At 61.1% G+C, this 26,506-nt stretch carries 22 protein-coding genes; 9 read left to right on the top strand and 13 right to left on the bottom strand.

The annotated features are described in order from the left end of the window. Positions 1-48: 48 nt before the first annotated feature. The 3 genes from betA to betI all read right to left on the bottom strand — a co-directional run bounded on the left by betA (position 49) and on the right by betI (position 4,060). Positions 49-1,746 carry a choline dehydrogenase gene (gene betA / locus FJD34_RS22825; RefSeq protein ID WP_032858687.1) on the bottom strand — a complete coding sequence of 566 codons (1,698 nt, stop codon included), beginning with the start codon at positions 1,744-1,746 and terminating at the stop codon, positions 49-51. Positions 1,747-1,900: 154 nt separating this feature from the next. Beyond that, a complete protein-coding gene (gene betB / locus FJD34_RS22820; protein ID WP_090292270.1) occupies positions 1,901-3,373 on the bottom strand; it encodes a betaine-aldehyde dehydrogenase in 1,473 nt (490 codons plus the stop codon). A gap of 93 nt (positions 3,374-3,466) precedes the next feature. Continuing rightward, positions 3,467-4,060: a transcriptional regulator BetI gene (betI, locus tag FJD34_RS22815; protein WP_032858683.1), complete on the bottom strand. Its 594-nt coding sequence runs from the start codon at positions 4,058-4,060 to the stop codon at positions 3,467-3,469. Between the two features lie 378 nt (positions 4,061-4,438). On the opposite strand from betI, the gene FJD34_RS22810 reads away from it, so the two are divergent. Further along, positions 4,439-6,376, top strand: coding sequence for a BCCT family transporter (locus FJD34_RS22810; RefSeq protein ID WP_223232692.1), 1,938 nt, complete (start codon positions 4,439-4,441; stop codon positions 6,374-6,376). Between the two features lie 96 nt (positions 6,377-6,472). Here the strand turns inward: FJD34_RS22810 and choV are convergent, their stop codons facing one another. The 3 genes from choV to FJD34_RS22795 all read right to left on the bottom strand — a co-directional run bounded on the left by choV (position 6,473) and on the right by FJD34_RS22795 (position 9,508). Beyond that, complete coding sequence (gene choV / locus FJD34_RS22805; protein WP_032858680.1) at positions 6,473-7,651, bottom strand: choline ABC transporter ATP-binding protein; 1,179 nt, start codon at positions 7,649-7,651, stop codon at positions 6,473-6,475. Next, positions 7,648-8,493 carry a choline ABC transporter permease subunit gene (gene choW / locus FJD34_RS22800; protein WP_032858679.1) on the bottom strand — a complete coding sequence of 282 codons (846 nt, stop codon included), beginning with the start codon at positions 8,491-8,493 and terminating at the stop codon, positions 7,648-7,650. Before choW ends, choV begins: the two co-directional genes overlap by 4 nt. Positions 8,494-8,560: 67 nt before the next feature. Further along, positions 8,561-9,508 (bottom strand): choline ABC transporter substrate-binding protein, encoded by a 948-nt coding sequence (locus FJD34_RS22795; protein ID WP_032858678.1) that lies wholly within the window; start codon positions 9,506-9,508, stop codon positions 8,561-8,563. A gap of 416 nt (positions 9,509-9,924) precedes the next feature. Between FJD34_RS22795 and FJD34_RS22790 the strand changes: the two genes are divergently transcribed. After that, positions 9,925-11,301: an L-serine ammonia-lyase gene (locus FJD34_RS22790; protein WP_032858676.1), complete on the top strand. Its 1,377-nt coding sequence runs from the start codon at positions 9,925-9,927 to the stop codon at positions 11,299-11,301. A 506-nt stretch (positions 11,302-11,807) separates the two neighbouring features. Next, a complete protein-coding gene (gene gbdR / locus FJD34_RS22785; protein ID WP_032858674.1) occupies positions 11,808-12,911 on the top strand; it encodes a choline metabolism transcriptional regulator GbdR in 1,104 nt (367 codons plus the stop codon). Between the two features lie 96 nt (positions 12,912-13,007). On the opposite strand, the gene FJD34_RS22780 is transcribed toward gbdR, so the two are convergent. The 5 genes from FJD34_RS22780 to FJD34_RS22760 all read right to left on the bottom strand — a co-directional run bounded on the left by FJD34_RS22780 (position 13,008) and on the right by FJD34_RS22760 (position 17,173). After that, entirely contained in the window at positions 13,008-13,271 is a 264-nt protein-coding gene (locus tag FJD34_RS22780; RefSeq protein WP_029300669.1) for a hypothetical protein, read from the bottom strand. A 370-nt stretch (positions 13,272-13,641) separates the two neighbouring features. After that, a complete protein-coding gene (locus FJD34_RS22775; RefSeq protein WP_032858672.1) occupies positions 13,642-14,115 on the bottom strand; it encodes a thioesterase family protein in 474 nt (157 codons plus the stop codon). A gap of 117 nt (positions 14,116-14,232) precedes the next feature. After that, complete coding sequence (locus FJD34_RS22770) at positions 14,233-15,198, bottom strand: L-carnitine dehydrogenase (protein WP_032858670.1); 966 nt, start codon at positions 15,196-15,198, stop codon at positions 14,233-14,235. 75 nt (positions 15,199-15,273) lie between these two features. Then, a complete protein-coding gene (locus FJD34_RS22765; protein ID WP_032858669.1) occupies positions 15,274-16,161 on the bottom strand; it encodes a beta-keto acid cleavage family enzyme in 888 nt (295 codons plus the stop codon). Between the two features lie 73 nt (positions 16,162-16,234). After that, entirely contained in the window at positions 16,235-17,173 is a 939-nt protein-coding gene (locus tag FJD34_RS22760; protein WP_032858667.1) for a choline ABC transporter substrate-binding protein, read from the bottom strand. Between the two features lie 194 nt (positions 17,174-17,367). Here FJD34_RS22760 and FJD34_RS22755 point away from each other — a divergent pair, with 194 nt between their 5' ends. Continuing rightward, positions 17,368-18,312 carry a GlxA family transcriptional regulator gene (locus FJD34_RS22755; RefSeq protein WP_032858664.1) on the top strand — a complete coding sequence of 315 codons (945 nt, stop codon included), beginning with the start codon at positions 17,368-17,370 and terminating at the stop codon, positions 18,310-18,312. 148 nt (positions 18,313-18,460) lie between these two features. Here FJD34_RS22755 and FJD34_RS22750 read toward each other — a convergent pair whose 3' ends face one another. Both FJD34_RS22750 and FJD34_RS22745 read right to left on the bottom strand, forming a co-directional pair. Then, positions 18,461-18,868: a DUF3010 family protein gene (locus tag FJD34_RS22750; RefSeq protein ID WP_032858663.1), complete on the bottom strand. Its 408-nt coding sequence runs from the start codon at positions 18,866-18,868 to the stop codon at positions 18,461-18,463. Positions 18,869-18,910: 42 nt separating this feature from the next. Continuing rightward, a complete protein-coding gene (locus tag FJD34_RS22745) occupies positions 18,911-19,312 on the bottom strand; it encodes a lysozyme inhibitor LprI family protein (RefSeq protein WP_032858661.1) in 402 nt (133 codons plus the stop codon). 220 nt (positions 19,313-19,532) lie between these two features. Between FJD34_RS22745 and FJD34_RS22735 the strand changes: the two genes are divergently transcribed. The 5 genes from FJD34_RS22735 to etfA all read left to right on the top strand — a co-directional run bounded on the left by FJD34_RS22735 (position 19,533) and on the right by etfA (position 26,505). Continuing rightward, positions 19,533-20,510, top strand: a complete 978-nt coding sequence (locus FJD34_RS22735) for a dipeptidase (protein ID WP_032858660.1) — start codon at positions 19,533-19,535, stop codon at positions 20,508-20,510. Between the two features lie 69 nt (positions 20,511-20,579). Next, positions 20,580-21,110 (top strand): DUF5943 domain-containing protein, encoded by a 531-nt coding sequence (locus tag FJD34_RS22730; protein ID WP_065942711.1) that lies wholly within the window; start codon positions 20,580-20,582, stop codon positions 21,108-21,110. A 15-nt stretch (positions 21,111-21,125) separates the two neighbouring features. Next, positions 21,126-23,186: a dimethylglycine demethylation protein DgcA gene (gene dgcA, locus FJD34_RS22725; RefSeq protein ID WP_090292265.1), complete on the top strand. Its 2,061-nt coding sequence runs from the start codon at positions 21,126-21,128 to the stop codon at positions 23,184-23,186. Between the two features lie 155 nt (positions 23,187-23,341). Further along, positions 23,342-25,285: a dimethylglycine demethylation protein DgcB gene (gene dgcB / locus FJD34_RS22720; RefSeq protein ID WP_065942710.1), complete on the top strand. Its 1,944-nt coding sequence runs from the start codon at positions 23,342-23,344 to the stop codon at positions 25,283-25,285. Further along, on the top strand, positions 25,285-26,505 hold the full coding sequence (gene etfA / locus FJD34_RS22715; RefSeq protein ID WP_090292263.1) for an electron transfer flavoprotein subunit alpha: 1,221 nt from the start codon (positions 25,285-25,287) through the stop codon (positions 26,503-26,505). Before dgcB ends, etfA begins: the two co-directional genes overlap by 1 nt. Position 26,506: the final 1 nt, after the last annotated feature.

Here is a 26,506-nt window from a genome sequence, read left to right as displayed (position 1 = left end):
ATCGGGTGCCCCGCGGTGTTCTGAGGTTTTTCGCGAGCAAGCTCGCTCTTACAGGGTAGGACCCACTTCACGCAACGGCTTGCCACGCACAGGCGCATCGCCGGCCACGTAGTAGTCCGCAGTGCTGCGCGGCAACTGGCGGCCACGGATCTTGTCGGCGATTTTCTCGGCGATCATGATCGTTGGCGCGTTGAGGTTACCGGTGGTGATGATCGGCATGATCGACGCATCGACCACTCGCAGGCCCTGCATGCCATGCACGCGACCTTCGCCATCGACCACGGCCATCTCGTCGGTGCCCATCTTGCACGAGCAGGACGGGTGGAACGCGGTTTCGGCATGCTCGCGGATGAACGTGTCCAGTTGCTCGTCGGTTTGCACCTCGATGCCCGGGCTGATTTCGCGGCCACGGTACTGGTCCAGTGCCGGCTGCTGCATGATTTCACGGGTCAGGCGGATGCCATCACGGAACTCTTGCCAGTCCTGCTCGGTGGCCATGTAGTTGAAGAGGATGCTCGGGTAGTCCCGTGGGTTCTTCGACTTCAGCTGGATGCGACCACGGCTCGGCGAACGCATGGAGCCCATGTGCGCCTGGAAGCCGTGCTCTTTCACACCGTTGCTGCCGTTGTAGTTAATCGCTACCGGCAGGAAGTGGTACTGGATGTTCGGCCATTCGAACTCTTCACGGGTACGGATAAAACCGCCCGCTTCGAACTGGTTGCTGGCGCCGATGCCGGTGCCGTTGAACAGCCACTCGGCACCAATCGCCGGCTGGTTGTACCAGAGCAGCGACGGGTACAACGAGACCGGTTGGGTGCACGCGTATTGCAGATACAGTTCCAGGTGGTCCTGCAGGTTTTCGCCGACGCCTGGCAGGTCGTGGACCACCGGGATGTCGAGGCTTTCCAGTAGTTTGGCCGGGCCTACACCGGAGCGTTGCAGCAGTTGCGGCGACGCGATGGCGCCGCTGCACACCAGCACTTCCTTGCGTGCACGGGCTTCAACACGTTCTTCGGCGGCACCGATCAGGTAACGCACGCCGACTGCACGCTTGCCTTCGAACAACACTTTGTCGGTCAGGGCATGGGTGACGATGGTCAGGGTCGAACGCTTCTTGGCAGTGTCCAGGTAGCCACGGGCAGTACTGGCGCGCCGGCCGTTCGGCGTGACGGTACGGTCCATCGGGCCGAAGCCTTCTTGCTGGTAGCCGTTCAAGTCTTCGGTACGCGGGTAGCCAGCTTGCACGCCGGCTTCAACCATGGCGTGGAACAGCGGGTTGTTGCCGGCTTTTGGCGTGGTCACGCTGACCGGGCCTTCGCCACCGTGGTAATCGTTAGGGCCGATGTCGCGGGTTTCGGCCTTGCGGAAATACGGCAGGCAGTCCAGATAGCTCCAGTTTTCCAGGCCTGGCAGTTTCGCCCAGCCGTCGTAGTCCATGGCGTTGCCACGGATGTAGCACATGCCGTTGATCAGCGACGAGCCACCCAGGCCCTTGCCGCGACCACATTCCATGCGGCGCCCATCCATGTGTGGCTCTGGATCGGTTTCGTAGGCCCAGTTGTAGCGGCGGCCTTGCAGCGGGAACGCCAGGGCGGCAGGCATCTGGGTACGGAAATCGAGACGGTAGTCCGGGCCGCCGGCTTCCAGCAGCAGGACGGTGACGCCTTCGTCTTCGGTCAGACGGGTCGCCAGGGTGTTACCGGCGGAGCCGGCACCCACAATGATGTAGTCGTATTCTTGGGACATAAATGCACCCTCTTTGGAGATGGTCAGATGAGGCGAGTGCTTCGCACTCATCGGGAGCAAGCCCCCTCCTACATTTGAAGGCGTACACAAATCAAATGTGGGAGCGGGCTTGCTCGCGAAGGCGGCGGCCTCGCGAGCAGCACATCACTCGGATTTAGAACACCGAGGCGTAGTCGCCCAGCTCAACCTGTACCGATTTGATGCGGGTGAAGTTGTTCAGCGAGCTGATCCCGTTCTCACGGCCAACACCCGACTGCTTGTAGCCGCCAACCGGCATCTTGGCGTCGGACTCGCCCCAGGCGTTGATCCAGCAGATACCCGCTTCGAGCTGATGAATCACGCGGTGGGCGCGGTTCAAGTCCTTGGTCACCAAGCCTGCAGCCAGGCCGAAGTCGGTGTCGTTGGCGCGACGGATCACTTCTTCTTCGGTCTCGTAGGTGAGGATGCTCATCACTGGGCCGAAGATTTCTTCACGCACGATGGTCATTTCATCGGTGCAGTCAGTGAACACCGTCGGTGCAACGAATGCACCCTTGGCGAAGTCGCCAGCGGTCAGGCGGTCGCCGCCGCACAGCAGGCGTGCGCCTTCTTCTTTACCTTTGGCGATATAGCCCAGCACGCTTTCCATGTGGGCGAAGCTGACCAGCGGGCCGAAGTTGGTGTTTTCGTCTTCCGGGTTGCCGACGCGGATGCGCGCAACACGTTCGACGATCTTGGCTTCAAAGGCGGCTTGCAGGTGCTTTGGAATAAACACGCGCGTGCCGTTGGTGCAGACCTGGCCGGAGCTGTAGAAGTTGGCCATCATCGCGGTGTCGGCGGCGCGATCGAGGTCGGCGTCGTCGAAAATGATCAGTGGGGATTTGCCGCCCAGTTCCATGGTTACGTCTTTGAGCGAGGAGCTCGAAGCGCTGGCCATGACCTTCTTGCCGGTGTCGGTGCCGCCGGTGAAGGAGATTTTTTCGATGCGCGGGTGCTCGGTCAGCCAGGTGCCGACTTCACGGCCGCTACCGGTCAGGACGTTGAACACACCGTCCGGAACACCGGCTTCGGTGTAGATCTCGGCCAGTTTCAGGGTGGTCAGCGACGTCACTTCGCTTGGCTTGAAGATCATCGCGTTGCCAGCGGCCAGGGCCGGGGCGGATTTCCACAAGGCGATCTGGATCGGGTAGTTCCACGCACCGATACCGGCGACCACGCCCAGCGGCTCGCGGCGGGTGTAGACGAATGAGGTGGTGCGCAGCGGGATCTGCTCGCCTTCGATGGCAGGCACCAGGCCGGCGTAGTATTCCAGCACGTCGGCGCCGGTAACGATGTCGACGTACTTGGTTTCGGAGAAAGCTTTACCGGTGTCCAGGGTTTCCAGGGCAGCCAGTTCGTCGTTGCGCTCGCGCAGGATTTCCACGGCGCGACGCAGGATGCGCGAACGCTCCATGGCGGTCATCGCGGCCCAGATTTTCTGGCCCTTTTCGGCGCTGACCACGGCACGTTCGACGTCTTCGAAAGTGGCGCGTTGCACGTTGGCGAGAACTTCACCGTTAGCCGGGTTGATGGCTTCGAAGGTGGCATCGCTGCCAGCGTCGCTGTAGCCGCCGTCAATGTAGAGTTTTTGCAGTTCGAAACGGGCCATAAAGTCCTCGCAAGTGCATAAGTGGTTGGCGTTAACCACTGAGGGGCGCAGCCCACTCAGTAGCCGTTCAGGGGTTGAGCGTTTATGTGTGCTCTAACTCACCTGCTTGGCCAATTGGAAGTCCATGTATTCGTAAGCGATCCGTTGCGCCTGCTCCGTGTCGAAAGCGTCTCCCGACAGGGCGCCGCGCAACCACAAACCGTCGATCAGGGCCGCCAGGCCTCGGGCTGCGCTGCGTGCATCTTCCAGCGGCAGCACACGGCGGAACTGGCAGCACAGGTTGGAATACAGGCGGTGATCGTTGATCCGCTGCAACCTGTGCAAAGACGGGTGGTGCATGCTGGTAGCCCAGAAGGCCAGCCAGGTTTTCATTGCCGGGCCGTTGACCTGGCTGGCGTCGAAGTTGCCGCCAATAATCACTTGAAGGTGCGCCCGGGGGCTGTCTTCCTTCAATGCCTGCCGGCGTTCGTGGACGTTCTCGATCAGCACATTCATCAGGTACCGCATCGTTGCGGCGATCAGGCCATTCTTGTCCTGAAAATAGTGACTGATGATGCCGTTCGAGACTCCGGCCAGACGGGCGATCAGCGCAATGCTGGCATCTCCCATCCCTACCTGATCGATGGCCGTCAATGTGGCTTCGATCAACTGCTGGCGGCGTATGGGTTGCATACCGACCTTGGGCATGTAGCACCTCTCCTTAGGCCTGCCGACGGGCGTAAACGTTCGTCGGGTTGAGGGCCAGTCTATTTTGTTTTGATTGAACGTTCAATCAACAAAGAATAAGATCTGCGACAAATGGTCGCTGCCTACAGGTATTTCCTACGTGTAGGCAGACGCATCTGACATCCACAAAAACCCTTGAAACAGCCCATGACAGCGCGTCGCTGGGGTTCGAGGATTTTCGGGATGTCTTTATAACACCCGTCCGTCGACTGCCGAAAAATCGATGGCGCGGGTCAAGCGCTGCCTTGTGTCCTCTCTCGCACTGCCCGGAGCCTCTGTGCCATGAGTTCTGCCTCTCTTATAAAGACCCCGCCGGAAAAGGTGCGGGTCAACGGTTGGGTGTTCTACACCTCCACCGCGTTGATCCTGTTGTTGACTGCCATTCTGATCATCGCCCCGCAAGAGGCCGGCAGAATGCTGGGAATCGCCCAGACCTGGCTCTCGAAAAGCTTTGGCTGGTACTACATGGTGGTCATCGCCGCCTACCTGGTATTCGTGGTGGGCCTGGCGTTTTCCTCCTACGGCAAATTGAAGCTGGGCAGCAAGGCCGATACCCCGGACTTCAGCTACGGCGCCTGGGCCGGCATGTTGTTCTCTTCGGGCATCGGCATTTCGTTGCTGTACTTCGGCGCGTCCGAGCCGTTGGACCACTACTTCAACCCGCCTGAAGGTGCTGCCGCCACCCAGATGGCTGCGCGCCAGGCGTTGCAGTTGACCTTCCTGCATTGGGGCCTGCATGGCTGGGCGATCTATGCGCTGGTCGGCCTGGCCGTGGCGTACTTCGCCTACCGGCATAACCAGCCGCTGGCCTTGCGTTCGGCGCTGTACCCATTGATGGGCGAGCGTTGGGTCAAAGGCGCGGCCGGTCACGCGGTGGACGGCTTCGGTATGTTCGTGACCCTGCTGGGCCTGGTGACGAACCTGGGGATTGGCTCGATGCAAGTGTCGTCCGGGTTGGAAAACCTGTTCGGCATGGAGCACAGCAACACCAACCTGCTGATCGTGATCATCGTGATGAGCACCGTGGCGACCATCGCTGCCGTGTCGGGTGTGGAGAACGGCATTCGCCGCCTGTCCAACCTCAACATTGTGTTGTTCAGCGGCCTGCTGATTTTCGTGCTGCTGTTTGGCCCGACCCTGCACCTGCTCAACGGCTTTGTGCAGAACATCGGCGACTACATGAACGGCCTGGTGCTCAAGACCTTCGACCTGTACGTGTACGAAGGCGATGGCGAGAAGTCCGAGCGCTGGATGGGCCTGTGGACCCTGTTCTACTGGGCCTGGTGGATTTCCTGGGCACCATTCGTGGGCATGTTCATCGCGCGTATTTCCCGTGGCCGTACCGTACGTGAGCTGGTGGCGGGCGTACTGCTGATCCCGCTGGGCTTTACCCTGGCGTGGCTGTCGATCTTCGGCAACTCGGCCCTGGACCTGGTGCTCAACCATGGGGCCGTGGAGCTGGGCAAGACCGCGCTGGAGCAACCCTCCATGGCGATCTACCAGTTGCTCGAATACTACCCGGCGTCGAAAGTGGTGATCGGCGTGTCGATCTTTGTCGGCTTTGTGCTGTTCCTGACACCGGCGGATTCTGGTGCGGTGATGATGGCCAACCTGTCCTGCAAGGGCGGCAATGTGGATGAGGATGCGCCGCACTGGCTGCGGATCTTCTGGTCGGCGGTGATCACCCTGGTGACCATCGGCCTGCTGTTTGCCGGTAACTTCGAAGCCATGCAAACCATGGTGGTGCTGGCGGGCTTGCCGTTCTCGGTGGTGCTGATCTTCTTTATGTTCGGTTTGCACAAGGCTATGCGCCAGGACGTGGCCATCGAACAGGAGCAGGCGCAATTGGCCGAACGTGGCCGTCGCGGTTTCAGCGAGCGCCTGACTGCCCAGGACCTGCAACCGAGCCAGGCTGTGGTGCAGCGCTTCATGGACAAGAAAGTCACCCCGGCGCTGGAAGAAGCGGCCGTGGCATTGCGCGCCCAAGGGTTGGATGTGCAGACGCTGCTGGGTAAATCCAAGCGCTGCATCGGCGTGCGGATCGAGATGGAAGGTAACCCGTTTGTCTACGAGGTGAGCCTGGATGGCTACCTGGCGGCGCCGAGCGAGTCGATCGAGGCGCAGGAGGAGCGTGCGCGCTACTACCGTGCCGAGGTTTACCTGCACAACGGCGGTCAGGAATACGACCTGATGGGCTTCACCCAGGAACAGATCACCCGGGATGTGCTCGATCAGTTTGAAAGCCATCGGCAGCTCCTTGGCCGTGTCTATAGCTGATAAAAGCCGGCGGTGTCGTCACTGACACCGCCTGTTCAAACTTGGCAATGCGGTCAAATGTAGGAGCGAGCAAGCTCGCTCCTACAAAAAGCCTTATTAGCCCAGGTTCTTGCCCAGCAGGGCATGGTACAGCTCGCTATCCCCCAGAATCCCCACCACCTTGTTGTTGTCGTGCAGCACCAGCTTGTTGCCGGTCTGGTAGCGAATCTGCAACGCATCACGCATGCCGATATTCGAATCCACCAAGGTCGGCAACCGCCCCAGGTCTTCCACGGCTTGCCCCGGCGCCCAGTTCTGCAGGTTCATCACCGCGCCATTTTGCCGTGCGCCCTGGATGGTGTTGCCTTCGGCCAGGTCCAGCCACGAGTCGCCGCCCGGGTCCAGGCACACCGAACCATTGACCCGCTTGCAGTTGTCCAGCGTGCGCATCAGGCTGCGGCCGCAAAGCACGTTCAGTGGGTTGGTATGGGCGACGAAGGTGCGCACATAGTCATCCGCCGGGTTCAGCACGATTTCTTCCGGCACGCTGTACTGGATGATCTTGCCGTCTTTCATGATCGCAATCCGGCTGCCCAGCTTGAGTGCCTCGTCGAGGTCGTGGCTGACGAACACGATGGTCTTGCTCAGCTTGCGTTGCAGCTCCAGCAGTTCATCCTGCAGGCCTTGGCGGATCAGCGGGTCGAGGGCCGAGAACGGTTCGTCCATCAGCAGGATGTCGGCGTCCATCGCCAGTGCGCGGGCCAGGCCGACGCGCTGTTGCATGCCGCCAGACAGCTCGTCGGGCTTCTTGTTGCGCCATTGGGTCAGGCCCACCAGCTCCAGCTTTTCGTCCACCAGTTTGCGCCGCTCCTTCTCGGGGCGACCCTGCATCTCCAGGCCAAAGCTGATGTTTTCACGTACGGTCAGCCAGGGCATCAGGGCGAACTTCTGGAACACCATGGCGATACGCTTGGTGCGCATCATTTTCAGCTCGGCCGGCGTGCATGACGCGATGTCGATCTGGCGACCTTCATGCTCCACAAACAACTGGCCACGGCTCACGGTGTTAAGGCCGTTGATACAGCGCAACAGGCTCGACTTGCCGGAGCCCGACAAACCCATCAGCACGCAGATCTCGCCTTTCTCGATATCCAGGCTGGCTTTTTCCACGCCGACAATCTGCCCGGTCTTTTTCAGGATTTCGTTGCGGTGCATCCCCTCATCCAGCAGCTTGAGGGCTTCGCGTGGGTCTTTGGAGAAGATCACATCGACATTGTCGAATCGGATAATGCTCATGCATCACCCCCTACTTTGGCGTCGGGTTGTTTGCAGATACGGTCGAGCATGATGGCCAGCAGCACAATCGCCAGGCCCGCTTCAAAGCCCAGGGCAATGTCGGCGGTGTTCAGCGCGTTGACCACAGGTTTACCGAGGCCGTCGGCGCCCACCAGGGCTGCGATCACCACCATCGACAACGACAGCATGATGCATTGGGTAATGCCGGCAGCGATGCTCGGCATGGCGTGGGGCAGTTCGATGCGCGAGAGCAACTGGCGCCGGGAGCAGCCAAAGGCCTTACCGGCGTCCATCAGTTCTTGGGGTACATCGCGGATGCCCAGGTAGGTCAGGCGGATCGGCGCGGCAATCGCGAACACCACCGTGGAGATCAGGCCGGGCACCACACCCAGCCCGAAGAGGGTCAGGGTCGGGATGAGGTAGACGAAGGTCGGCACGGTCTGCATCAGATCGAGTACCGGGCGCATCATCGTATAGAACATCGGCTTGTGCGCGGCAACAATGCCCAGCGGCACGCCGATGACCACGCAGACCAGGGTGGCGAACAGCACCTGGGCCAGGGTCTCCATGGTTTCCTGCCAGTACCCCAGGTTGAGGATCAGCAGGAAGGAGGCGATGACAAACACCGTCAGGCCCCATTTACGTTGAATGTAGTGAGCAAGCAGCGCAATCAGACCGATCAATGCCAGCGGATTGAACCAGGTCAGCGCGAACGTCACGCCGTGGATCATCGTTTCCAGTGTCGATGCGATCGCGTCGAAGTAATCGGCGCCGTTCTGCGTCAACCATTCGACGAAGGCAGCGATGTACTGGCCTAGTGGGATTTTCTGTTCAGTCAGCATGGTAGTGAATGTCCACATGCGAAAAGGGAAAACATCCCGGGCCGGCACGCCGGCCCGGGGTCAGCGATTACTTGTCGAGATAGGCTTTTACGGCGGCAAGTCCTGGTTTGCCATCAAGGGTGGTGACTCCGGCGAGCCAGGTGTCGAGCACTTGCGGGTTCTTCTTCAGCCAGGCCTTGGCGGCGGCGTCGGGTTTCATCTTGTCGTCGAGGACGTTACCCATCAGGGTGCTTTCCATGTCCAGGGTGAACACCAGGTTTTTCAGCAACTGGCCCACGTTGCTGCATTCCTCGGAGTAGCCCTTGCGGGTGTTGGTGTAGATGGTGGCCTGGCCGTAGTTGGGGCCGAATGAATCGTCACCTCCGGTCAGGTATTTCATCTTGAAGCGGGTGTTCATCGGGTGTGGTTCCCAGCCCAGGAACACAATGGCCTGCCCACGTTTGGTAGCACGTTCCACTTGCGAGAGCATCCCGGCTTCACTGGACTCGACCACCTTGAAGCCTGCGTCTTTCAAGCCGAACTGATTCTTGTCGATCACGCTCTGGATGGTGCGGTTGCCGTCGTTGCCAGGCTCGATGCCGTAGATCTTGCCACCCAGCTCATCCTTGAACTTGGCGATATCGGCGAAGTCTTTCAGGCCCTTGTCGTACAGCGCTTGTGGCACTGCCAGGGTGTACTTGGCGTTTTCCAGGTTGGCGCGCACGGTTTCCACGGTGCCGGCATCACGGTACTGCTTGATGTCGTTTTCCATGGTCGGCATCCAGTTGCCGAGGAAGATGTCCATGTTCTTGCCGTCGGCCAGGGACTTGTAGGTCACGGGTACGGAAATCATCGTGGTCCGCGGCTTGTAGCCCAGGCCCTTGAGGATTTCGCTGGTGGTGGCGGTGGTGACGGTGATATCGGTCCAGCCGACATCGGAGAAGTTGACGGTACTGCACTGCTCAGGGTCAGCAGCGTGGGCCGCAAGGGGAAGACTCAGCATGGCGGCCAACAACAACGGGGGGGAACCTTTCATGGGTTTGGACTCCTGGTGTTTTTCCGGCGGTGCTTGACCGCGCTTATAAGTGTTGCAGTTGGGGCGTGCGAGCGATGCGCAGCCTCGATGCCTTGCAAACGAGTCGAGACTGATCATGTACCAGTGAAAATCTGACGCCTACAGGGTGGGTCGTATCCAGTACAGGGATGGTCGTATCCAGTGTCGGTGACGTCGCTTACAGGTTTTTCCACGGGCAAAACTGCACTTTTTCTCGATCTGCGCCGCAAAAAACGGCGATTGCGCCCCATTGCACGAGGACGACGCTGTTGAGCATGGGTGCGTCGGTGTGAGACGCCGGACGGCGCTATAAAAGCTTGATGATGCCGCCATCTGGGCGACTTGAGCGTAGCAGCTGTATCGCGCCTGGCCTGTGCTCATCGAGGAGTTTCGCGGCAATGGCTATCAGCGTTTTCGACCTGTTCAAAATCGGCATCGGGCCGTCCAGTTCCCATACCGTGGGCCCCATGCGGGCTGCCGCGCTGTTCGTTCAAGGCCTGCGTGAGCGTGGCCTGCTGGAGCAAGTGCAACGGGTCGAAGTCCAGCTGTATGGCTCGTTGTCCGCCACCGGCATCGGCCATGGCAGCGACAACGCAGTCATCATGGGATTGATGGGCGAGTGGCCGGATGCAATCGATCCGTCGCAGATCGGCCTGCGTATCGAGACCCTGCGTGAGACCAGTACGTTGTTGCTGGACAACCGTTTGCCTGTTCCCTTTCTGTGGTCGCGGGACATGCGCCTGATCGACGAAAACCTGCCGTTCCACCCCAATGCCATGACCCTGGTGGTGTACGGCGCCCAGACCGAGTTGCACCGCGATACCTACTATTCGGTGGGTGGCGGTTTTGTGGTGGATGAGGCCCAGGCCCGCAGTGGCGTTGCGGATATGGATCGCACCGAGCTGCCTTATGATTTTTCCAGCGCGGTGGAGTTGTTGCAGTTATGCAAGACTCACAACCTGCGCGTCGCCGACCTGATGCTGGCCAACGAAAAGGTCTGGCGCCCGGAAGAAGAAATCCGCAGTGGCCTGATGAAGCTCTGGCGTGCCATGCAGGATTGCGTCGAACAGGGCCTCAAGCACGAGGGCATCCTGCCCGGCGGCTTGAATGTGCGGCGACGGGCCGCCAAGTTGCATCGCAGCCTGCAGGAGTTGGGCAAGCCGAATGTGATCGGCTCGACCTTGAGCGCCATGGAATGGGTCAACCTGTTCGCCCTGGCCGTCAACGAAGAAAACGCCGCCGGTGGGCGCATGGTCACGGCACCGACCAACGGCGCGGCGGGGATCATCCCGGCGGTGCTGCATTACTTCATGAAGTTCAGTGAGGTCGTCACCGAGGCCAATGTGGTGGACTACTTCCTCGGCGCGGCGGCAATCGGGATCCTGTGTAAAAAGAACGCCTCGATCTCCGGCGCCGAAGTCGGATGCCAGGGCGAAGTTGGTTCGGCCTGCGCCATGGCGGCTGCGGGGCTGGCAGAGATTCTGGGTGCCAGCCCGGAGCAGGTGTGCAACGCCGCAGAAATCGGCCTGGAACACAACCTGGGCCTGACCTGCGACCCGGTGGGCGGCCTGGTGCAAGTGCCCTGCATCGAGCGCAACGCGATAGCGGCGGTCAAGGCGATCAATGCGGCGCAGATGGCCTTGCGTGGCGATGGCCAGCACTTTATTTCCCTGGACCGGGTGATCCGCACCATGCGTGATACCGGGGCGGATATGCATGACAAGTACAAGGAGACATCGCGGGGTGGGTTGGCGGTGAGTGCTGTGGAGTGTTGAGTCAGTGATACCGAGTTGCCTGTATTCGCGAGCAAGCCCGCTCCCACATTTGAATGTATTCACAGATCAAAATGTGGGTGCAAGCCTGCTCGCGATGACGGTAGACAGGTCACCGCTGCTCATAAAGTGAACACCCCAACCAAAAGCGCCACCTTTTAGCGCGTCGCAAACAGATAAGTAGCTGCCAAACGATATCCCTGCCTGCCACCCGTCACCCGTGCGTGCGGTGACACACGTTTCCTACGCCCTGAAAGCGCCTTCCCACAAGTGCTACCGATCTGCTCACAGAGCATGGGCGTAGGATTTTTCCGAGTCATATCCTCACGCCGGGCGTGGGCTTGTATAGACACCTCAATAGGTCGTTTTCAGGAGTTATTGAATGCCTATTCAACTTTAGGCATGGCAATTGCTCTATCAATTCAAAGCCTCTCTCCTGATGGACGAAGAGTGCAATAACAAGAGCCTCGCCTGAGGCCATCACCCGCTTTGTGTGAGGAGATACCGCGATGACGTCGTTCAACTCCGGGGCTCAACCCCAGAACCGTGCGCCTCAATCCATCGGCTTTTTGCTGCTGGACAATTTCACGCTGATTTCCCTGGCGTCCGCAGTCGAACCGCTGCGCATGGCCAACCAGTTGTCCGGTCGCGAGCTGTATCGCTGGAGCACCTTGAGCGTCGACGGCAATCAGGTTTGGGCCAGCGATGGCCTGCAAATCACCCCCGATTGCTCCATGCACAAAGCCCCGGCCCTGGACGTTGTGATTGTCTGCGGTGGCGTGGGTATCCAGCGCACTGTGACCCGCGAGCATGTGTCGTGGCTGCAAAGCCAGGCGCGCCAGTCCCGCCGTCTTGGCGCGGTGTGTACCGGCAGTTGGGCCCTGGCTTGCGCCGGCCTGCTCGACGGGTTTGATTGCAGCGTGCACTGGGAATGCCTGGCATCGATGCAGGAAGCCTTCCCGCGGGTGTCGATGAGCACGCGCCTGTTCACCCTCGACCGCAACCGCTTCACCAGTTCGGGCGGCACCGCACCGCTGGATATGATGCTGCACCTGATCAGCCGCGACCACGGTCGTGAACTGTCGGCGGCAATCTCCGAGATGTTCGTGTACGAGCGCATCCGCAACGAACAGGATCACCAGCGCGTGCCGCTCAAGCACATGCTCGGCACCAACCAGCCGAAGCTGCAGGAAATCGTCGCGCTGATGGAAGCCAACCTGGAAGAGCCGATCGACCTCGATGAGCTGGCGGTGTACGTCGCCGTCTCGCGGCGCCAGTTGGAGCGGCTGTTCCAGAAATACCTGCACTGCTCGCCGTCGCGCTACTACCTCAAGCTGCGCCTGATTCGCGCACGGCAGTTGCTCAAGCAGACGCCGATGTCGATCATCGAAGTGGCGTCGGTGTGCGGGTTTGTGTCCACGCCGCACTTCTCCAAGTGCTACCGCGAATACTTCGGCATTCCGCCACGGGATGAGCGCGTAGGCTCCAATACCACCCAGCAAGTGGCGATGATGCCGATTCCGCAGGCGTTGGTGTTGTCACCGTTGGCCGGGCCGATGTCGGCGTTGAGCCAGGCGCGCAATGAGTCGACGTTTGCCAGTGTAAGGCTGTAGATCGAGTCGCCTGTATTCGCGAGCAAGCCCGCTCCCACATTTGAAGGTATTCACACATCAAAATGTGGGCGCGGGCTTGCTCGCGAATGCGGTGTATCAGGCGCCTGAGTTCTGTTTGAACTGCACCAGGGCCGGCAACAACTGCTTATCAATCGCCTGGCGTACCGCCGGCAGAATTGTCGCGCTGCCGGTGTACATCTGCTCGACCATGCCCTTGAGTGCCTTGGCCCGCGCCTCACTCAAACCGCGTACCGCGCACTCACAGGCCTGCTCGGCGGTGGCACCGCTGGACACCTCGAAACCCAGCGAGCGCAGTTGGCTCAGCAGGTCATCCTGATCAATCAAATCGGCGTGCATCATGATGTTCATCCTGGTTAGGGGAGACTTCGATCAGGTTCGATTCTGGTGGGCCATCAACGGGTCGGCAAGACCTGAATGCCACAATGGCAGGAACGACTATGAGCATGTCGCTTTCGGGCCAGTTACCGGCAAGCGTTGCGGGCACACTGGTTTCAAGCAAGCGGATTGAAGGTTTGGTCACCCTCGGGACGCACGCTCACACAAAGCACTCTGCCTCGATCTTGTCACGGCTTGATCGGGGCTTTTTTATGGCTGTTTTTGCCGTTCTGTAGGAGCGAGCTTGCTCGCGAAAAACTCAAGGGCGTCGCGTTCTTCCTGGTGCCCCGCGTCTTCGTTAACGATTTTCGCGAGCGAGCTCGCTCCTACAGGGTTAGCGTTGGGGCAGGCCGATGACGCGACCGAGCAGGGCGGGCCGGGGCAGGTCGGCTTGTTCAGCACTGATAACCGCCAACCGCTGTGCAACCGCCGCGCTGAACGGTGCTGACCGTGGCCCGGCGAGGTCGACGTGCAGCAGCATCTGTTCATTGCCCGCCAGTTCCCGTGCTTCGCCGACCAGATGCAGGCTGTGATAGAGGTGCAGGCGTTTGCTGTCATGGGCGATCAGTTGGGTATGCACTTCAACGTCGGCGCCCAGTTTCACTTCGTGCAGGTAGTTCAGGTGCAGTTCCAGGGTGAACAGCGAATGGCCGCTGGCTTCGCGGTTGTCGCTGTCCAGGCCCAGAGTGTCCATCAACGCATCGGTGGCGTAGCTGAAGATCAGCAGGTAGAACGCATCGCGCAGGTGGCCGTTGTAATCGACCCAGTCGGGGATGATTTTGGTGGTGTAGGTGGTCAGCGTTGGCATTTGATAAATCCCTGATCCGTACTCGGTCAACTGTAGGAGCTGGCTTGCCTGCGATGGCGATTTTGGATTCACCACCGTCATCGCAGGCAAGCCAGCTCCCACAGAAATCAACAGCCGTTATTCAGTGAAGCTCATGCCATGTTTGGCCTTGGTGGTCTTCACCGCTTCCAGCACCGCCAGCAAACAATCATCACGATAGCGCTCTAGCGCCGAAATGCTATGGCTACCCAACTGCTCGCGGGTGCCATCGACCACGTCATCAATCAGTTTGTCCGTCAGTTCCGGCGCCGGCAGGTAGGTCCACGGCAATTGCAGTGCCGGGCCGAACTGCGCCATGAAGTGCCGCATGCCAGCATCGCCGCCGGCCAGGGTGTAGGTCAGGAACGTGCCCATGAACGACCAGCGCAAGCCGGCGCCAAAGCGGATCGCATCGTCGATCTCGCCGGTGGTCGCCACACCGTCGTTGACCAGGTGCAGCGCCTCGCGCCACAGGGCTTCAAGCAAACGGTCGGCGATAAAACCGGGGACTTCCTTGCGCACATGCAAGGGGCGCATGCCGAGGGATTCGTACACTTTTATCGCCGCCTGGATGGCCTCGGGTGCGGTATGCCGGCCGCCGACCACTTCCACCAGCGGTAGCAAGTACACCGGGTTGAACGGGTGGCCGACCACGCAGCGTTGCGGGTGGGTGGCGCTTTCGTAGAACTCGCTGGGCAACAGGCCCGAGGTGCTGGAGCCGATCAGCGCATTGGGCTTGGCGGCCGCGCTGATCTTGCTGTGCAGTTCAAGTTTCAGCTCCAGGCGTTCCGGGGCGCTTTCCTGGATGAAGTCGGCGTCTTTCACGCATTCTTCGATGGTCGCGACAAAGCGCAGGCGCTCCTGGGAGGCGCCGGGGGCCAGGCCTTGTTTCTCCAGGGCGCCCCAGGCGTTGGCGACGCGTTTGCGCAACGCGGCTTCGGCGCCGGGCGCTGGGTCCCAGGCCACCACATCCAGGCCGTGGGCGAGGGCACGGGACACCCAGCCACTGCCGATGACACCACTGCCCAAGGCGGCGAAGGTTTTTATTTCGGTGATAAAGCTCATGGTGGCGTCCTAAAGAAGTTCGGTAATTTCCAGTGCTAAAGAGGCTCATTGTGGGAGCCGGTTTCGGCAGGGGGATTAGCTGCGTTTGGTCAGGCCCATTTTTGTGCGGCCTTCAGCAGGGGTCAGAATCCGCGCCCCCAGGCGGCTGAGGATTTCCCCGGCGCGTTCCACCAGTTGCCCATTGGTCGCCAGCACGCCTTTGTCCAACCACAGATTGTCTTCCAGCCCGACCCGCACATTGCCGCCCAGCAGCACCGCTTGTGCCGCCATCGGCATTTGCATGCGGCCAATGCCAAACCCGGCCCACACAGCATCAGCAGGCAGGTTGTCGACCATGGCTTTCATGGTGGTGGTGTCGGCCGGTGCGCCCCAGGGGATGCCCAGGCACAGTTGGAACAACGGGTTGTCGAGTAGCCCTTCCTTGATCATCTGCTTGGCGAACCACAGGTGGCCGGTGTCGAAAATCTCCAACTCGGCCTTCACCCCCAGCTCCTGGATACGCTTGGCGCCCGCACGCAGTTGGGCCGGGGTAGACACGTAAATGGTGTCGCCATCGCCGAAGTTCAGGGTGCCGCAGTCCAGGGTGCAGATTTCCGGCAGCAGTTCTTCGACGTGGGCCAGGCGGGTCAACGGGCCGACCAGGTCGGTGTTGGGGCCGAACTCCATGGGATGCTCGCCGCCACCGATTTCCAGGTCGCCGCCCATGCCGGCGGTGAGGTTGACGATGATGTCGATATCCGCCTCGCGGATGCGCTCCATCACTTCACGGTACAGCGCTACGTCGCGGCTGAATTTGCCGGTGTGCGGGTCGCGCACATGGCAGTGGACTACGGTGGCGCCGGCTTTGGCAGCCTCCACCGCCGCAGCGGCGATCTGTTTTGGAGTGACCGGCACGTGTGGGCTTCTGGCGCTCGTGTCGCCAGCACCGGTGAGTGCGCAGGTGATGATGACGTCGTAGTTCATGGGGCGGGTTCCTTACAGGCGTGAGGGTGCCGTTCGCGGCCGTTGATGGCCGCGAAACGGAATTCAGGAAAAATTACTTGCGGGTCAATTGCAGATTGGCGGCAGCCGGCTTGCCATCGAAGGTGGTCACGCCTTCCAGCCAGCGCTGCTGGTCCTGGGGGTGATCCTTGAGCCATTGTTTGGCCGATTCGAATGCGTCCTTGTGATCCAGCAGCGGCTGCATCATGCGGCTCTCGTCGGCGGCGGTGAAGGTCAGGTTGGTCAGCAGCTTGTGCACGTTCGGGCATTGCTCGGCGTAGGTCGGCGCGGTGACGGTCCAGACCGTGGCCATGCCTTCATTGGGCCCCAGCGCACCTTCGCTGCCGGACAGATAGGTCATCGCGACGTTGACGTTCATCGGGTGCGGCGCCCAGCCAAAGAACACCACGGCCTCCTTGCGACGCACGGCGCGGTCTACGGCGGCGAGCATGCCGGCCTCGCTGGACTCCACCAGTTGGAACTTGCCCAGGCCGAACTGGTTCTTGGCGATCATCGCCTTGATCTGGATATTGGCGCCCGAGCCGGGTTCTATGCCGTAGATCTTGCCGCCCAGCTCTTTCTGGAACCTGGCAATGTCGGCAAAGGTTTTCAGGCCCTTGTCTGCGAGGTAGGTCGGCACGGCGAGGGTGGCGCGCGCGTCCTTGAGGCTGGGCGCGTCGAGGACTTTCACTTGCCCTGCGTCGACGAAAGGCGTGATGGTTTGGGTCATCAGCGGGTTCCAGTAGCCGAGGAACAGGTCCAGGCGCTGGTCACGAATGCCGGCGAAGATGATTTGCTGGGAAGCGCTGGTTTGTTTGGTGGTGTAGCCGAGGCCGTCGAGCAGCACCTGGGTCATGGCGCTGGTGGCGATCACGTCGGTCCAGTTCACCACGCCCATGCGCACGTTTTTACAGGAGGCGGCTTCGGCGGCCCACAGGCTGGTGCTCAAGACGGCGCTGAGTGCGAGCACACAGCGGCTGATCAGTCGGTTCATGATGGATCCCTCGGCAGGTCGTTATTGTGGGTTCCGGCGTCTTTGTGCGCCGTGTCGCCAAGTTACTCACCTTGATACCCGGCAAAACGCACGGCGGCGACCTGCTCTTGCACTGTAGCGACCCGTACTCTTGAATGGGCGATTGAACTGGCGTATCACACAACACACGCTGCCCGCCTGACGAGAGCGCTTGTATGTCCCAGGACTTTTATTTTTTGCTGATGCCCGGCTTTTCCGCCATCGGTTTTATCTCGGCGATTGAACCGCTGCGCGTGGCCAACCGTTTTCGCGGCGAGCTGTATCGCTGGCACGTATTGAGTGCCGATGGCGGCGCGGTGTTGGCGAGCAATGGCATGTCGGTGAACGCTGACGAGGGGCTTGCACCACTGAAAAAAGGCGCGACGTTGCTGGTGGTGGCCGGCTTCGAGCCGCTGGAGTTCGTCACGCCAGCCCTGGAGCACTGGCTGCGCCGCCTCGATCATGACGGTGTGACCCTCGGCGCCATCGACACCGGCAGCTTCGTCCTGGCCCAGGCCGGTCTGCTCGATGGCTACCGCCTGACCCTGCACTGGGAAGCCATTGATGCCTTCAAGGAGTCCTATCCTGCACTGGCCGTGACCCAGGAGCTGTTCGAAATCGACCGCCGGCGCATCACCTGCGCCGGCGGCACCGCCTCCATCGACCTGATGCTCGACCTGATCAGCCAGGCCCATGGCCCGGAGCTGGCGATTCAGGTTTCGGAGCAGTTCGTACTGGGCCGTATCCGCCCGCGCAAAGACCACCAGCGCATGCAGATTGCCACGCGCTACGGCATCAATAACCAGAAGTTGGTGCAAGTGATTGGCGAGATGGAGCTACATACCGAACCGCCCCTGAGCACCCTGGCGCTGGCGGAGATGATCAAGGTCACACGGCGCCAGCTGGAGCGCCTGTTCCGCCTGCATCTGAACGAAACACCGAGCACCTTCTACCTCGGCTTGCGCCTGGAAAAGGCCCGGCAACTGCTGCGCCAGAGCGGCATGAGCGTGCTGGAGGTGAGCATTGCCTGCGGGTTTGAGTCACCGTCGTATTTCACCCGAAGCTACCGGGGGCGGTTTGCCAAGTGCCCGCGGGAGGATCGGCGGCGGGAGGTGGTGTAAGCCTATTGGGCACACGCCAACCAAATGTGGGAGCGGCGGTGCGACGGTTCGACTTGCTCGCGAATGCGGTGGGTCAGTCAATTAAGATGTTGACTGATACACCGCATTCGCGAGCAAGCCCGCTCCCACATTGGATGTGTGGGGTGGCTTATTTTTTTACCAAGGCCGAGCACGCGGTTTTAAACGCCTCATGCTGGTATTTGTTCAGCGTCGCCGGCAGTTCGAAGTTGTGCTTCTTGTGCTGCGCATTGATGGTTTGCGGCGATAGCAGCGTCACCTCAACGCCGTCCAGCAACTGCAACACGCCTTCGATCTTGAAGGTGGTCGGGCCGCCGGCGAATTCGCCTTTCTTGCTGCGCTTCTTGATCGCGATGCGGGTGATGCCGTTATCGCGCACAAACGCGGCCACTTGGCTGGCGAAGGCTTTGACGTTGGCGGCCTCGTCATCGTCCTCAAGGGCGATTTTCTTGGTGGCCATGGTGACGTGGGTCAGGTCCGGGGCGGCAACGGCGATGATCGCTTCGCTGCCTTTGATTTCGATGCCGCAGAGAGTCATGGGTGGCCTTGGTTCAGAGGAAAGGATGCGCGCGATTGTCGCTTATTCCTGGCCAATCGACTCCAAAAACTCCGACCGCTCATCACTCATCCGTGCCAGGCAGTCATTCTGCGCAATGGCGTAGGCCTTGGTGCCGGTCACGGCCGGGAAGGTGTCCACCGCGCAATCGGCATCCCGCAGTTTTTCCCACTTCTGCTGGGCATCCTTCAGACGAGCGGTGATGTCCGCCAACTGTGCCTTATCGCTGGCATAGGTAGACCCCATGCGTTCCAGCAGGCCCTGGTAGTTATCCTTGAGCAGCTCTTGGGCAGTGGTTTTGTTGTAGGAGGCGCATTCCAGGGTCTGTTTGTCGTTTTCGATGCCATCACACGGGGTGCTGTCGGTGTCTTCGGCTGCGTGGACGCCGGTGGCGAGGAGTGCCAAAGCCAGGAAAATCGGTTTCATTGCGCCTTCTCATATCGGTGGATGGGTCGAATTCTGGCTCAAGCGTAGGCCAAAGAACAGATGCAGGACAGACACGTCTTAGCACCCTTTGTCGTGGATTGACGCTTTCGGCAATTCCCCTGTCGTTTTTGCACCCGGCTCCACCGGCCCCTGGGCATATGCTGGCCCCAAAGCGCCGGCAGACGATTCGGCGCATGTATCGCCAATAAGGGGACGCCTGATGAGCCCAGCCGAACTACACGCCGACAGCATCGTTATCGATGGGCTGATCATTGCCAAGTGGAACCGCGACCTGTTCGAGGACATGCGCAAGGGTGGCCTGACTGCCGCCAACTGCACAGTGTCGGTGTGGGAAGGCTTCCAGGCCACGATCAATAACATCGTGGCCAGCCAGACCCTGATCCGCGAGAACAGCGACCTAGTGATCCCGGTGAAAACCACTGCCGATATCCGCCGCGCCAAGGAGCAGGGCAAGACCGGCATCATCTTCGGCTTCCAGAATGCCCATGCCTTTGAAGACCAGCTCGGCTACGTCGAGATCTTCAAGCAGCTCGGCGTCGGCGTGGTGCAGATGTGCTACAACACCCAGAACCTGGTGGGCACCGGCTGCTATGAGCGTGACGGCGGCCTGTCGGGCTTCGGACGCGAGATCGTCGGCGAGATGAACCGCGTCGGCATCATGTGCGACCTGTCTCACGTCGGCTCCAAGACCAGCGAAGAAGTCATCCTCGAATCGAAAAAACCGGTGTGCTACTCCCATTGCCTGCCGTCCGGCCTGAAAGAACACCCGCGCAACAAGTCCGATGCAGAACTCAAGTTCATTGCCGACCACGGTGGGTTTGTCGGCGTGACCATGTTTGCGCCGTTCCTGGCCAAGGGTATCGATTCGACCATCGACGACTACGCCGAAGCCATCGAATACACCATGAACATCGTCGGCGAAGACGCCATCGGCATCGGCACCGACTTCACCCAGGGCCATGGCCAGGATTTCTTCGAAATGCTGACCCATGACAAGGGCTACGCCCGCCGCCTGACCAGCTTCGGCAAGATCATCAACCCGCTGGGCATTCGCACCGTGGGCGAGTTCCCCAACCTGACCGAGACCCTGCTCAAGCGCGGCCATAGCGAGCGCGTGGTGCGCAAGATCATGGGCGAGAACTGGGTCAACGTGTTGAAAGACGTCTGGGGCGAATAAGCCACCGTTTTTTCTCCCCCGGCCATTCGCGCCGGGGCATTACCAAGAATTTTCTGGAGTTGAGTTTCCATGGCCAAGATCGCCCCGCAATTGCCTATTGAAGTCGACAGCGAAACCGGTGTCTGGACTTCCGACGCCTTGCCAATGCTGTACGTGCCGCGCCATTTCTTCGTCAACAACCACATGGGCATCGAAGAGGTTCTGGGCGCTGATGCCTACGCCGAGATCCTCTATAAGGCTGGCTACAAATCCGCCTGGCACTGGTGTGAAAAAGAAGCCGAATGCCACGGCCTGCAAGGCGTTGCGGTGTTCGAACACTACATGAAGCGCCTGTCGCAGCGCGGCTGGGGCCTGTTCAAGATCCAGGACATCGACCTGGATAAAGGCACCGCCAGCGTCAAGCTCGAACACTCGGCATTTGTCTACGTGTACGGCAAGGTCGGGCGCAAGGTCGACTACATGTTCACCGGCTGGTTTGCCGGCGCCATGGACCAGATTCTGCAAGCGCGCGGCAGCAACATCCGCACTGTCGCCGAACAAGTCTACGGAGGCTCCGAAGAGGGCCACGATGATGGCCTGTTCACCGTCAAGCCGTTGTAAGCCGAGGACCGTGCCATGGCTTTCGAAGCAATGTTTGCGCCGATCCAGATCGGCAAACTGACCATCCGCAACCGTGTGCTCAGTACCGCCCACGCCGAGGTGTATGCCACCGACGGCGGGATGACTACCGAGCGCTACATCAGGTATTACGAAGAGAAAGCCAAGGGCGGCATTGGCCTGGCAATCTGTGGCGGCTCCTCCGTGGTGGCGATCGACAGCCCGCAGGAATGGTGGAGTTCGGTGAACCTGTCCACCGACCGCATCATCCCGCACTTCCAGAACCTGGCTGACGCGATGCACAAGCATGGCGCCAAGATCATGATCCAGATTACCCACATGGGCCGTCGCTCGCGCTGGGACGGCTTCAACTGGCCGACCCTGATGTCGCCCTCCGGCGTACGTGAGCCGGTACACCGCGCTACGTGCAAGACCATCGAGCCGGAAGAAATCTGGCGCGTGATCGGCAACTACGCCAGCGCCGCAGGCCGGGCCAAGGCCGGTGGCCTGGACGGCGTGGAGCTGTCGGCGGTGCACCAGCACATGATCGACCAGTTCTGGAGCCCGCGGGTCAACAAACGTACTGATGAGTGGGGCGGCAGTTTCGAAAACCGCATGCGTTTCGGCCTGGAAGTGCTCAAGGCTGTGCGCGCCGAAGTCGGCCCGGATTTTTGCGTGGGCATCCGTTTGTGCGGGGATGAATTCCATCCGGACGGCTTGTCCCACGAGGACATGAAACAGATCGCCAAGTACTACGACGACACCGGCATGCTCGATTTTATCGGGGTGGTCGGCTCGGGATGTGACACCCACAACACCCTGGCCAACGTGATCCCGAACATGAGTTACCCGCCGGAGCCGTTCCTGCACCTGGCGGCCGGCATCAAGGAAGTGGTCAAGTCCCCGGTGCTGCACGCGCAGAACATCAAGGACCCGAACCAGGCCACGCGCATCCTTGAAGGCGGCTACGTGGACATGGTCGGCATGACCCGCGCGCACATGGCCGACCCGCACCTGATCGCCAAGATCAAGATGGGCCAGATCGACCAAATCAAGCAGTGCGTCGGCGCCAACTATTGCATCGACCGCCAGTACCAGGGCCTGGACGTGCTGTGCATCCAGAACGCTGCAACCTCCCGGGAATACATGGGTGTGCCGCACATCATCGAGAAATCCATCGGGCCCAAACGCAAAGTGGTCGTGGTCGGTGCCGGCCCGGCCGGGATGGAGGCCGCTCGGGTCGCTGCAGAACGTGGCCACGATGTGACCCTGTTCGAGAAAAAAGACTTTATCGGTGGGCAGATCACCACCGCGTCCAAGGCACCGCAGCGCGACCAGATCGCCGGTATCACCCGCTGGTTCCAGCTGGAACTGGCACGGCTCAACGTCGACCTGCGCCTGGGCGTGGCGGCGGATGCCGCGACCATCCTCGACCTACGCCCTGATGTGGTGGTACTGGCGGTGGGCGGGCATCCGTTCCTCGAACAGAACGAACACTGGGGCGCAGCCGAAGGCCTTGTGGTCAGCAGTTGGGATGTGCTCGACGGCAAGGTGGCGCCGGGCAAGAACGTGCTGGTGTACGACACCATCTGTGAATTCACCGGCATGTCAGTGGCCGACTTTCTGGCCGACAAGGGCTGCCAGGTCGAGATCGTCACCGACGACATCAAGCCTGGCGTGGCTATCGGCGGTACGTCGTTCCCCACCTACTACCGCAGCATGTACCCCAAGGAAGTGATCATGACCGGCGACATGATGCTGGAGAAGGTCTACCGCGAGGGCGACAAGCTGATCGCAGTGCTGGAGAACGAATACACCGGGGCCAAGGAAGAGCGGGTGGTGGACCAGGTGGTGGTGGAAAACGGCGTGCGCCCGGATGAAGAGATCTATTACGCCCTCAAGCAAGGGGCGCGCAACAAGGGGCAGATGGACGTCGAGGCGCTGTTCGCGATCAAGCCGCAGCCATGCCTGAGCGAACCGGGGGAGGGGTATTTGCTGTTCCGCATCGGCGACTGTGTGGCGCAGCGCAATACCCACGCCGCGATCTATGACGCCCTGCGTTTGTGCAAGGATTTCTGACCCAACACCGAACCAATGTGGACTCGGTCAAAAATGTGGGAGCGGGCTTGCTCGCGAAAGCGGTGTGTCAGTCGATACATCCGGTGGCTGATGCACCGCCTTCGCGAGCAAGCCCGCTCCCACATTAGAGCTGTGTGGTCTGTGGGAGCTTCACCATGTTGAACACCCTTCTTCCGATTCTCCTGTTTGCAGCCCTGGGCCTCGCTGTCCTCGGCGCTTTGCGTCGGGTGAACATGTGGCGCCGTGGCCGTGCCGCCAAGGTCGACCTGCTGGGCGGCCTATTGGCCATGCCCAAACGCTACATGGTCGATCTGCACCACGTGGTCGCCCGTGACAAATACATCGCCAACACCCACGTTGCTACCGCGCTGGGCTTTGTGTTGTCGGCGTTGCTGGCGATTCTGGTGCACGGTTTCGGCCTGCAGAATCGCATCCTCGGCTACGCCTTGCTGCTGGCCTCGGTATTGATGTTTGTCGGCGCCACTTTCGTCTATCTGCGTCGACGCAACCCACCCGCGCGCCTGTCGAAAGGCCCGTGGATGCGCCTGCCGAAAAGCCTGATGGCGTTCTCGGTCAGTTTCTTCCTGGTGACTTTGCCGGTGGCCGGGATCCTGCCCGCCGACTTCGGGGGCTGGCTGCTGGCTGCGCTGCTCGGTGTGGGCGTGCTGTGGGGAGTGTCGGAGATGTTCTTCGGCATGACCTGGGGCGGGCCGATGAAGCACGCGTTTGCCGGTGCCCTGCACCTGGCCTGGCACCGTCGCGCCGAACGTTTTGGCGGTGGCCGTTCCACGGGCCTCAAGCCGCTGGACCTGAGCGACAAAAGCGCGCCATTGGGCGTGGAAAAACCCAAGGATTTCACCTGGAACCAGTTGCTTGGTTTCGACGCTTGCGTGCAGTGCGGCAAGTGCGAAGCCGCGTGCCCGGCCTTCGCTGCCGGCCAGCCGTTGAACCCGAAAAAGCTGATCCAGGACATGGTGGTCGGCCTGGCCGGTGGCACCGATGCCAAGTTCGCTGGCAGCCCGTATCCGGGCAAGGCCATTGGCGAGCACAGTGGCAACCCCCATCAACCGATCGTCAACGGCCTGGTGGACGCCGAGACCTTGTGGTCCTGCACCACCTGCCGCGCCTGCGTCGAAGAGTGCCCGATGATGATCGAGCACGTGGACGCCATCGTCGATATGCGCCGCCACTTGACCCTGGAAAAAGGCGCGACGCCGAACAAGGGTGCCGAAGTCCTGGAGAACTTGATCGCCACCGACAACCCCGGTGGATTTGCCCCGGGCGGGCGGATGAACTGGGCGGCGGATTTGAACCTGCCGTTGCTCGGCGATAAGCACACCACCGACGTACTGTTCTGGGTCGGTGACGGTGCCTTCGACATGCGTAACCAGCGGACCTTGCGCGCCTTCGTCAAAGTGCTGAAGGCGGCCAAGGTCGACTTCGCTGTGCTGGGCCTGGAGGAGCGCGACAGTGGCGACGTGGCCCGGCGCCTGGGCGATGAGGCCACCTTTCAACTGTTGGCCGCACGCAATATCCAGACCCTGGCCAAGTACAGTTTCAAGCGCATCGTGACCTGTGACCCTCACAGTTTCCACGTGCTGAAAAACGAATATGGCGCCTTCGACGGCAATTACCGGGTGCAGCACCACAGCACCTACATGGCCGAACTGATCGACGCTGGCGCGCTGAACCTGGGTCAGCACAAAGGCAACAGCGTGACCTATCACGACCCGTGCTACCTGGGCCGTTACAACGGCGAGTACGAGGCACCGCGCCAAGTGCTGCGGGCGTTGGGGATCGAGGTCAAGGAGATGCAGCGTTCGGGCTTTCGCTCCCGTTGCTGTGGCGGCGGGGGCGGCGCGCCGATCACCGATATTCCTGGCAAGCAGCGCATTCCCGACATGCGCATGGAAGACATCCGCGAGACCGGCGCCGAACTGGTGGCCGTCGGTTGTCCACAGTGCACGGCGATGCTCGAAGGGGTGGTCGAGCCACGCCCACTGATCAAAGACATTGCCGAGTTGGTGGCGGATGCCTTGCTCGAAGAGCCTGCACCGGCCAAGACCCCGAATTCGCGTGAACCTGCGGAGGTGCACTGATGAGCGACATTATCCGCCGCGACCCACGGGCCGAATGGATCGCCCGCAACCGCCTGCACCCGCTGCATGCGGCGATGCAACCGGAGCAGCACAGTTGGATGGGGCCTAACGGCATCCTCCGCAAGAATGTGCACGGCATTGGTTTTATCGGCCCCAACGGCATCAAGCGTATCGACCGCAGCGGCGCCCAGCAGGGTGGCGCCACCAAGCGCACGGCAGCCGTGCAAGTACAGTTGCCGCTGCACCAGGTGCCAGCCCCGGCGTTCTACATCAACGTGGTGCCGGATATGGTCGGCGGCCGCCTGAGCAGCCACGACCGCGACTTGCTGGGCCTGGCGCGGCAACTCGCCGGCAGCGACGGTGCAGTGCTGGCGGTGGTGTTTGGCGAGCATAAGGAAAGCGCGTTCGACACCGCCGGCGTGGACCGCCTGTTGGTGCTGGACGGCCACGAGTTTGACGGTTATTCACCGGAGCAACGGGTCCATGGCCTGCGGGCTGTGGATAACCTGTTCAACCCGCGTCATTGGCTGCTGCCCGACAGCCGCAACGGTGGCGGTGAGCTGGGACGGCGTTTTGCGGCGAGCCTCAAGGAACGCCCGGCAACCCGGGTGTGGCAGATCAAGGGCAACGAGTGCATCGGCCGTGCCGGTGCGGGCCGGGAAGACCTGGCGCGAGCGCTGCCAAGGCTGATCCTGGCGGCGGTGGAGTGTGCCGATCCGGTCAGCGATACGCGACACGAAGTATTGCCAGTGGAGTTATCCACAACCCTGGCGCGCAGCTTGCCGCGTATCGAGGATTTGGGCGCGGTGACGGTGGATCCCGGTGCGATTCCCATGGCCGAGGCCGAGTTTATTTTCTCCGGCGGCAACGGGGTCAAGGATTGGGACCTGTTCCACCAGACCGCTGCCGCCCTGGGGGCTACCGAAGGTGCGTCGCGGGTGGCCGTGGACGATGGCTTCATGGCCCGTGATCGCCAGGTCGGCGCCAGTGGTATTTGGGTCACCGCACGGGTGTATGTGGCCGTGGGGATCTCCGGGGCGATCCAGCACCTGCAAGGCATCGGGGCCTGCGACAAGGTGGTGGCAATCAACCTGGACCCGGGTTGCGACATGATCAAGCGTGCCGACTTGTCGGTGATCGGTGACAGCGCTGAAATTCTCCGGGCCTTGATCGCTGCGGTCCAGGCCCACCGCAACGGCGCCAAGCGCGATGCGGCATAAG

Source organism: Pseudomonas brenneri (assembly GCF_007858285.1).
In the GTDB taxonomy this organism is placed as follows: Bacteria; Pseudomonadota; Gammaproteobacteria; order Pseudomonadales; family Pseudomonadaceae; genus Aquipseudomonas; species Aquipseudomonas brenneri.
The sequence above is the reverse complement of the archived record's forward strand: the minus strand, read 5'-3'. Positions and strand labels throughout refer to the sequence as shown.

Excerpts from the sequence above, each read along its gene's own strand:
- betA (WP_032858687.1), bottom strand. The coding sequence starts at position 1,746 with ATGTCCCAAGAATACGACTACATCATTGTGGGTGCCGGCTCCGCCGGT.
- betB (WP_090292270.1), bottom strand. The coding sequence starts at position 3,373 with ATGGCCCGTTTCGAACTGCAAAAACTCTACATTGACGGCGGCTACAGC.
- betI (WP_032858683.1), bottom strand. The coding sequence starts at position 4,060 with ATGCCCAAGGTCGGTATGCAACCCATACGCCGCCAGCAGTTGATCGAA.
- choV (WP_032858680.1), bottom strand. The coding sequence starts at position 7,651 with ATGAGCATTATCCGATTCGACAATGTCGATGTGATCTTCTCCAAAGAC.
- choW (WP_032858679.1), bottom strand. The coding sequence starts at position 8,493 with ATGCTGACTGAACAGAAAATCCCACTAGGCCAGTACATCGCTGCCTTC.
- FJD34_RS22795 (WP_032858678.1), bottom strand. The coding sequence starts at position 9,508 with ATGAAAGGTTCCCCCCCGTTGTTGTTGGCCGCCATGCTGAGTCTTCCC.
- FJD34_RS22790 (WP_032858676.1), top strand. The coding sequence starts at position 9,925 with ATGGCTATCAGCGTTTTCGACCTGTTCAAAATCGGCATCGGGCCGTCC.
- gbdR (WP_032858674.1), top strand. The coding sequence starts at position 11,808 with ATGACGTCGTTCAACTCCGGGGCTCAACCCCAGAACCGTGCGCCTCAA.
- FJD34_RS22780 (WP_029300669.1), bottom strand. The coding sequence starts at position 13,271 with ATGATGCACGCCGATTTGATTGATCAGGATGACCTGCTGAGCCAACTG.
- FJD34_RS22775 (WP_032858672.1), bottom strand. The coding sequence starts at position 14,115 with ATGCCAACGCTGACCACCTACACCACCAAAATCATCCCCGACTGGGTC.
- FJD34_RS22770 (WP_032858670.1), bottom strand. The coding sequence starts at position 15,198 with ATGAGCTTTATCACCGAAATAAAAACCTTCGCCGCCTTGGGCAGTGGT.
- FJD34_RS22765 (WP_032858669.1), bottom strand. The coding sequence starts at position 16,161 with ATGAACTACGACGTCATCATCACCTGCGCACTCACCGGTGCTGGCGAC.
- FJD34_RS22760 (WP_032858667.1), bottom strand. The coding sequence starts at position 17,173 with ATGAACCGACTGATCAGCCGCTGTGTGCTCGCACTCAGCGCCGTCTTG.
- FJD34_RS22755 (WP_032858664.1), top strand. The coding sequence starts at position 17,368 with ATGTCCCAGGACTTTTATTTTTTGCTGATGCCCGGCTTTTCCGCCATC.
- FJD34_RS22750 (WP_032858663.1), bottom strand. The coding sequence starts at position 18,868 with ATGACTCTCTGCGGCATCGAAATCAAAGGCAGCGAAGCGATCATCGCC.
- FJD34_RS22745 (WP_032858661.1), bottom strand. The coding sequence starts at position 19,312 with ATGAAACCGATTTTCCTGGCTTTGGCACTCCTCGCCACCGGCGTCCAC.
- FJD34_RS22735 (WP_032858660.1), top strand. The coding sequence starts at position 19,533 with ATGAGCCCAGCCGAACTACACGCCGACAGCATCGTTATCGATGGGCTG.
- FJD34_RS22730 (WP_065942711.1), top strand. The coding sequence starts at position 20,580 with ATGGCCAAGATCGCCCCGCAATTGCCTATTGAAGTCGACAGCGAAACC.
- dgcA (WP_090292265.1), top strand. The coding sequence starts at position 21,126 with ATGGCTTTCGAAGCAATGTTTGCGCCGATCCAGATCGGCAAACTGACC.
- dgcB (WP_065942710.1), top strand. The coding sequence starts at position 23,342 with ATGTTGAACACCCTTCTTCCGATTCTCCTGTTTGCAGCCCTGGGCCTC.
- etfA (WP_090292263.1), top strand. The coding sequence starts at position 25,285 with ATGAGCGACATTATCCGCCGCGACCCACGGGCCGAATGGATCGCCCGC.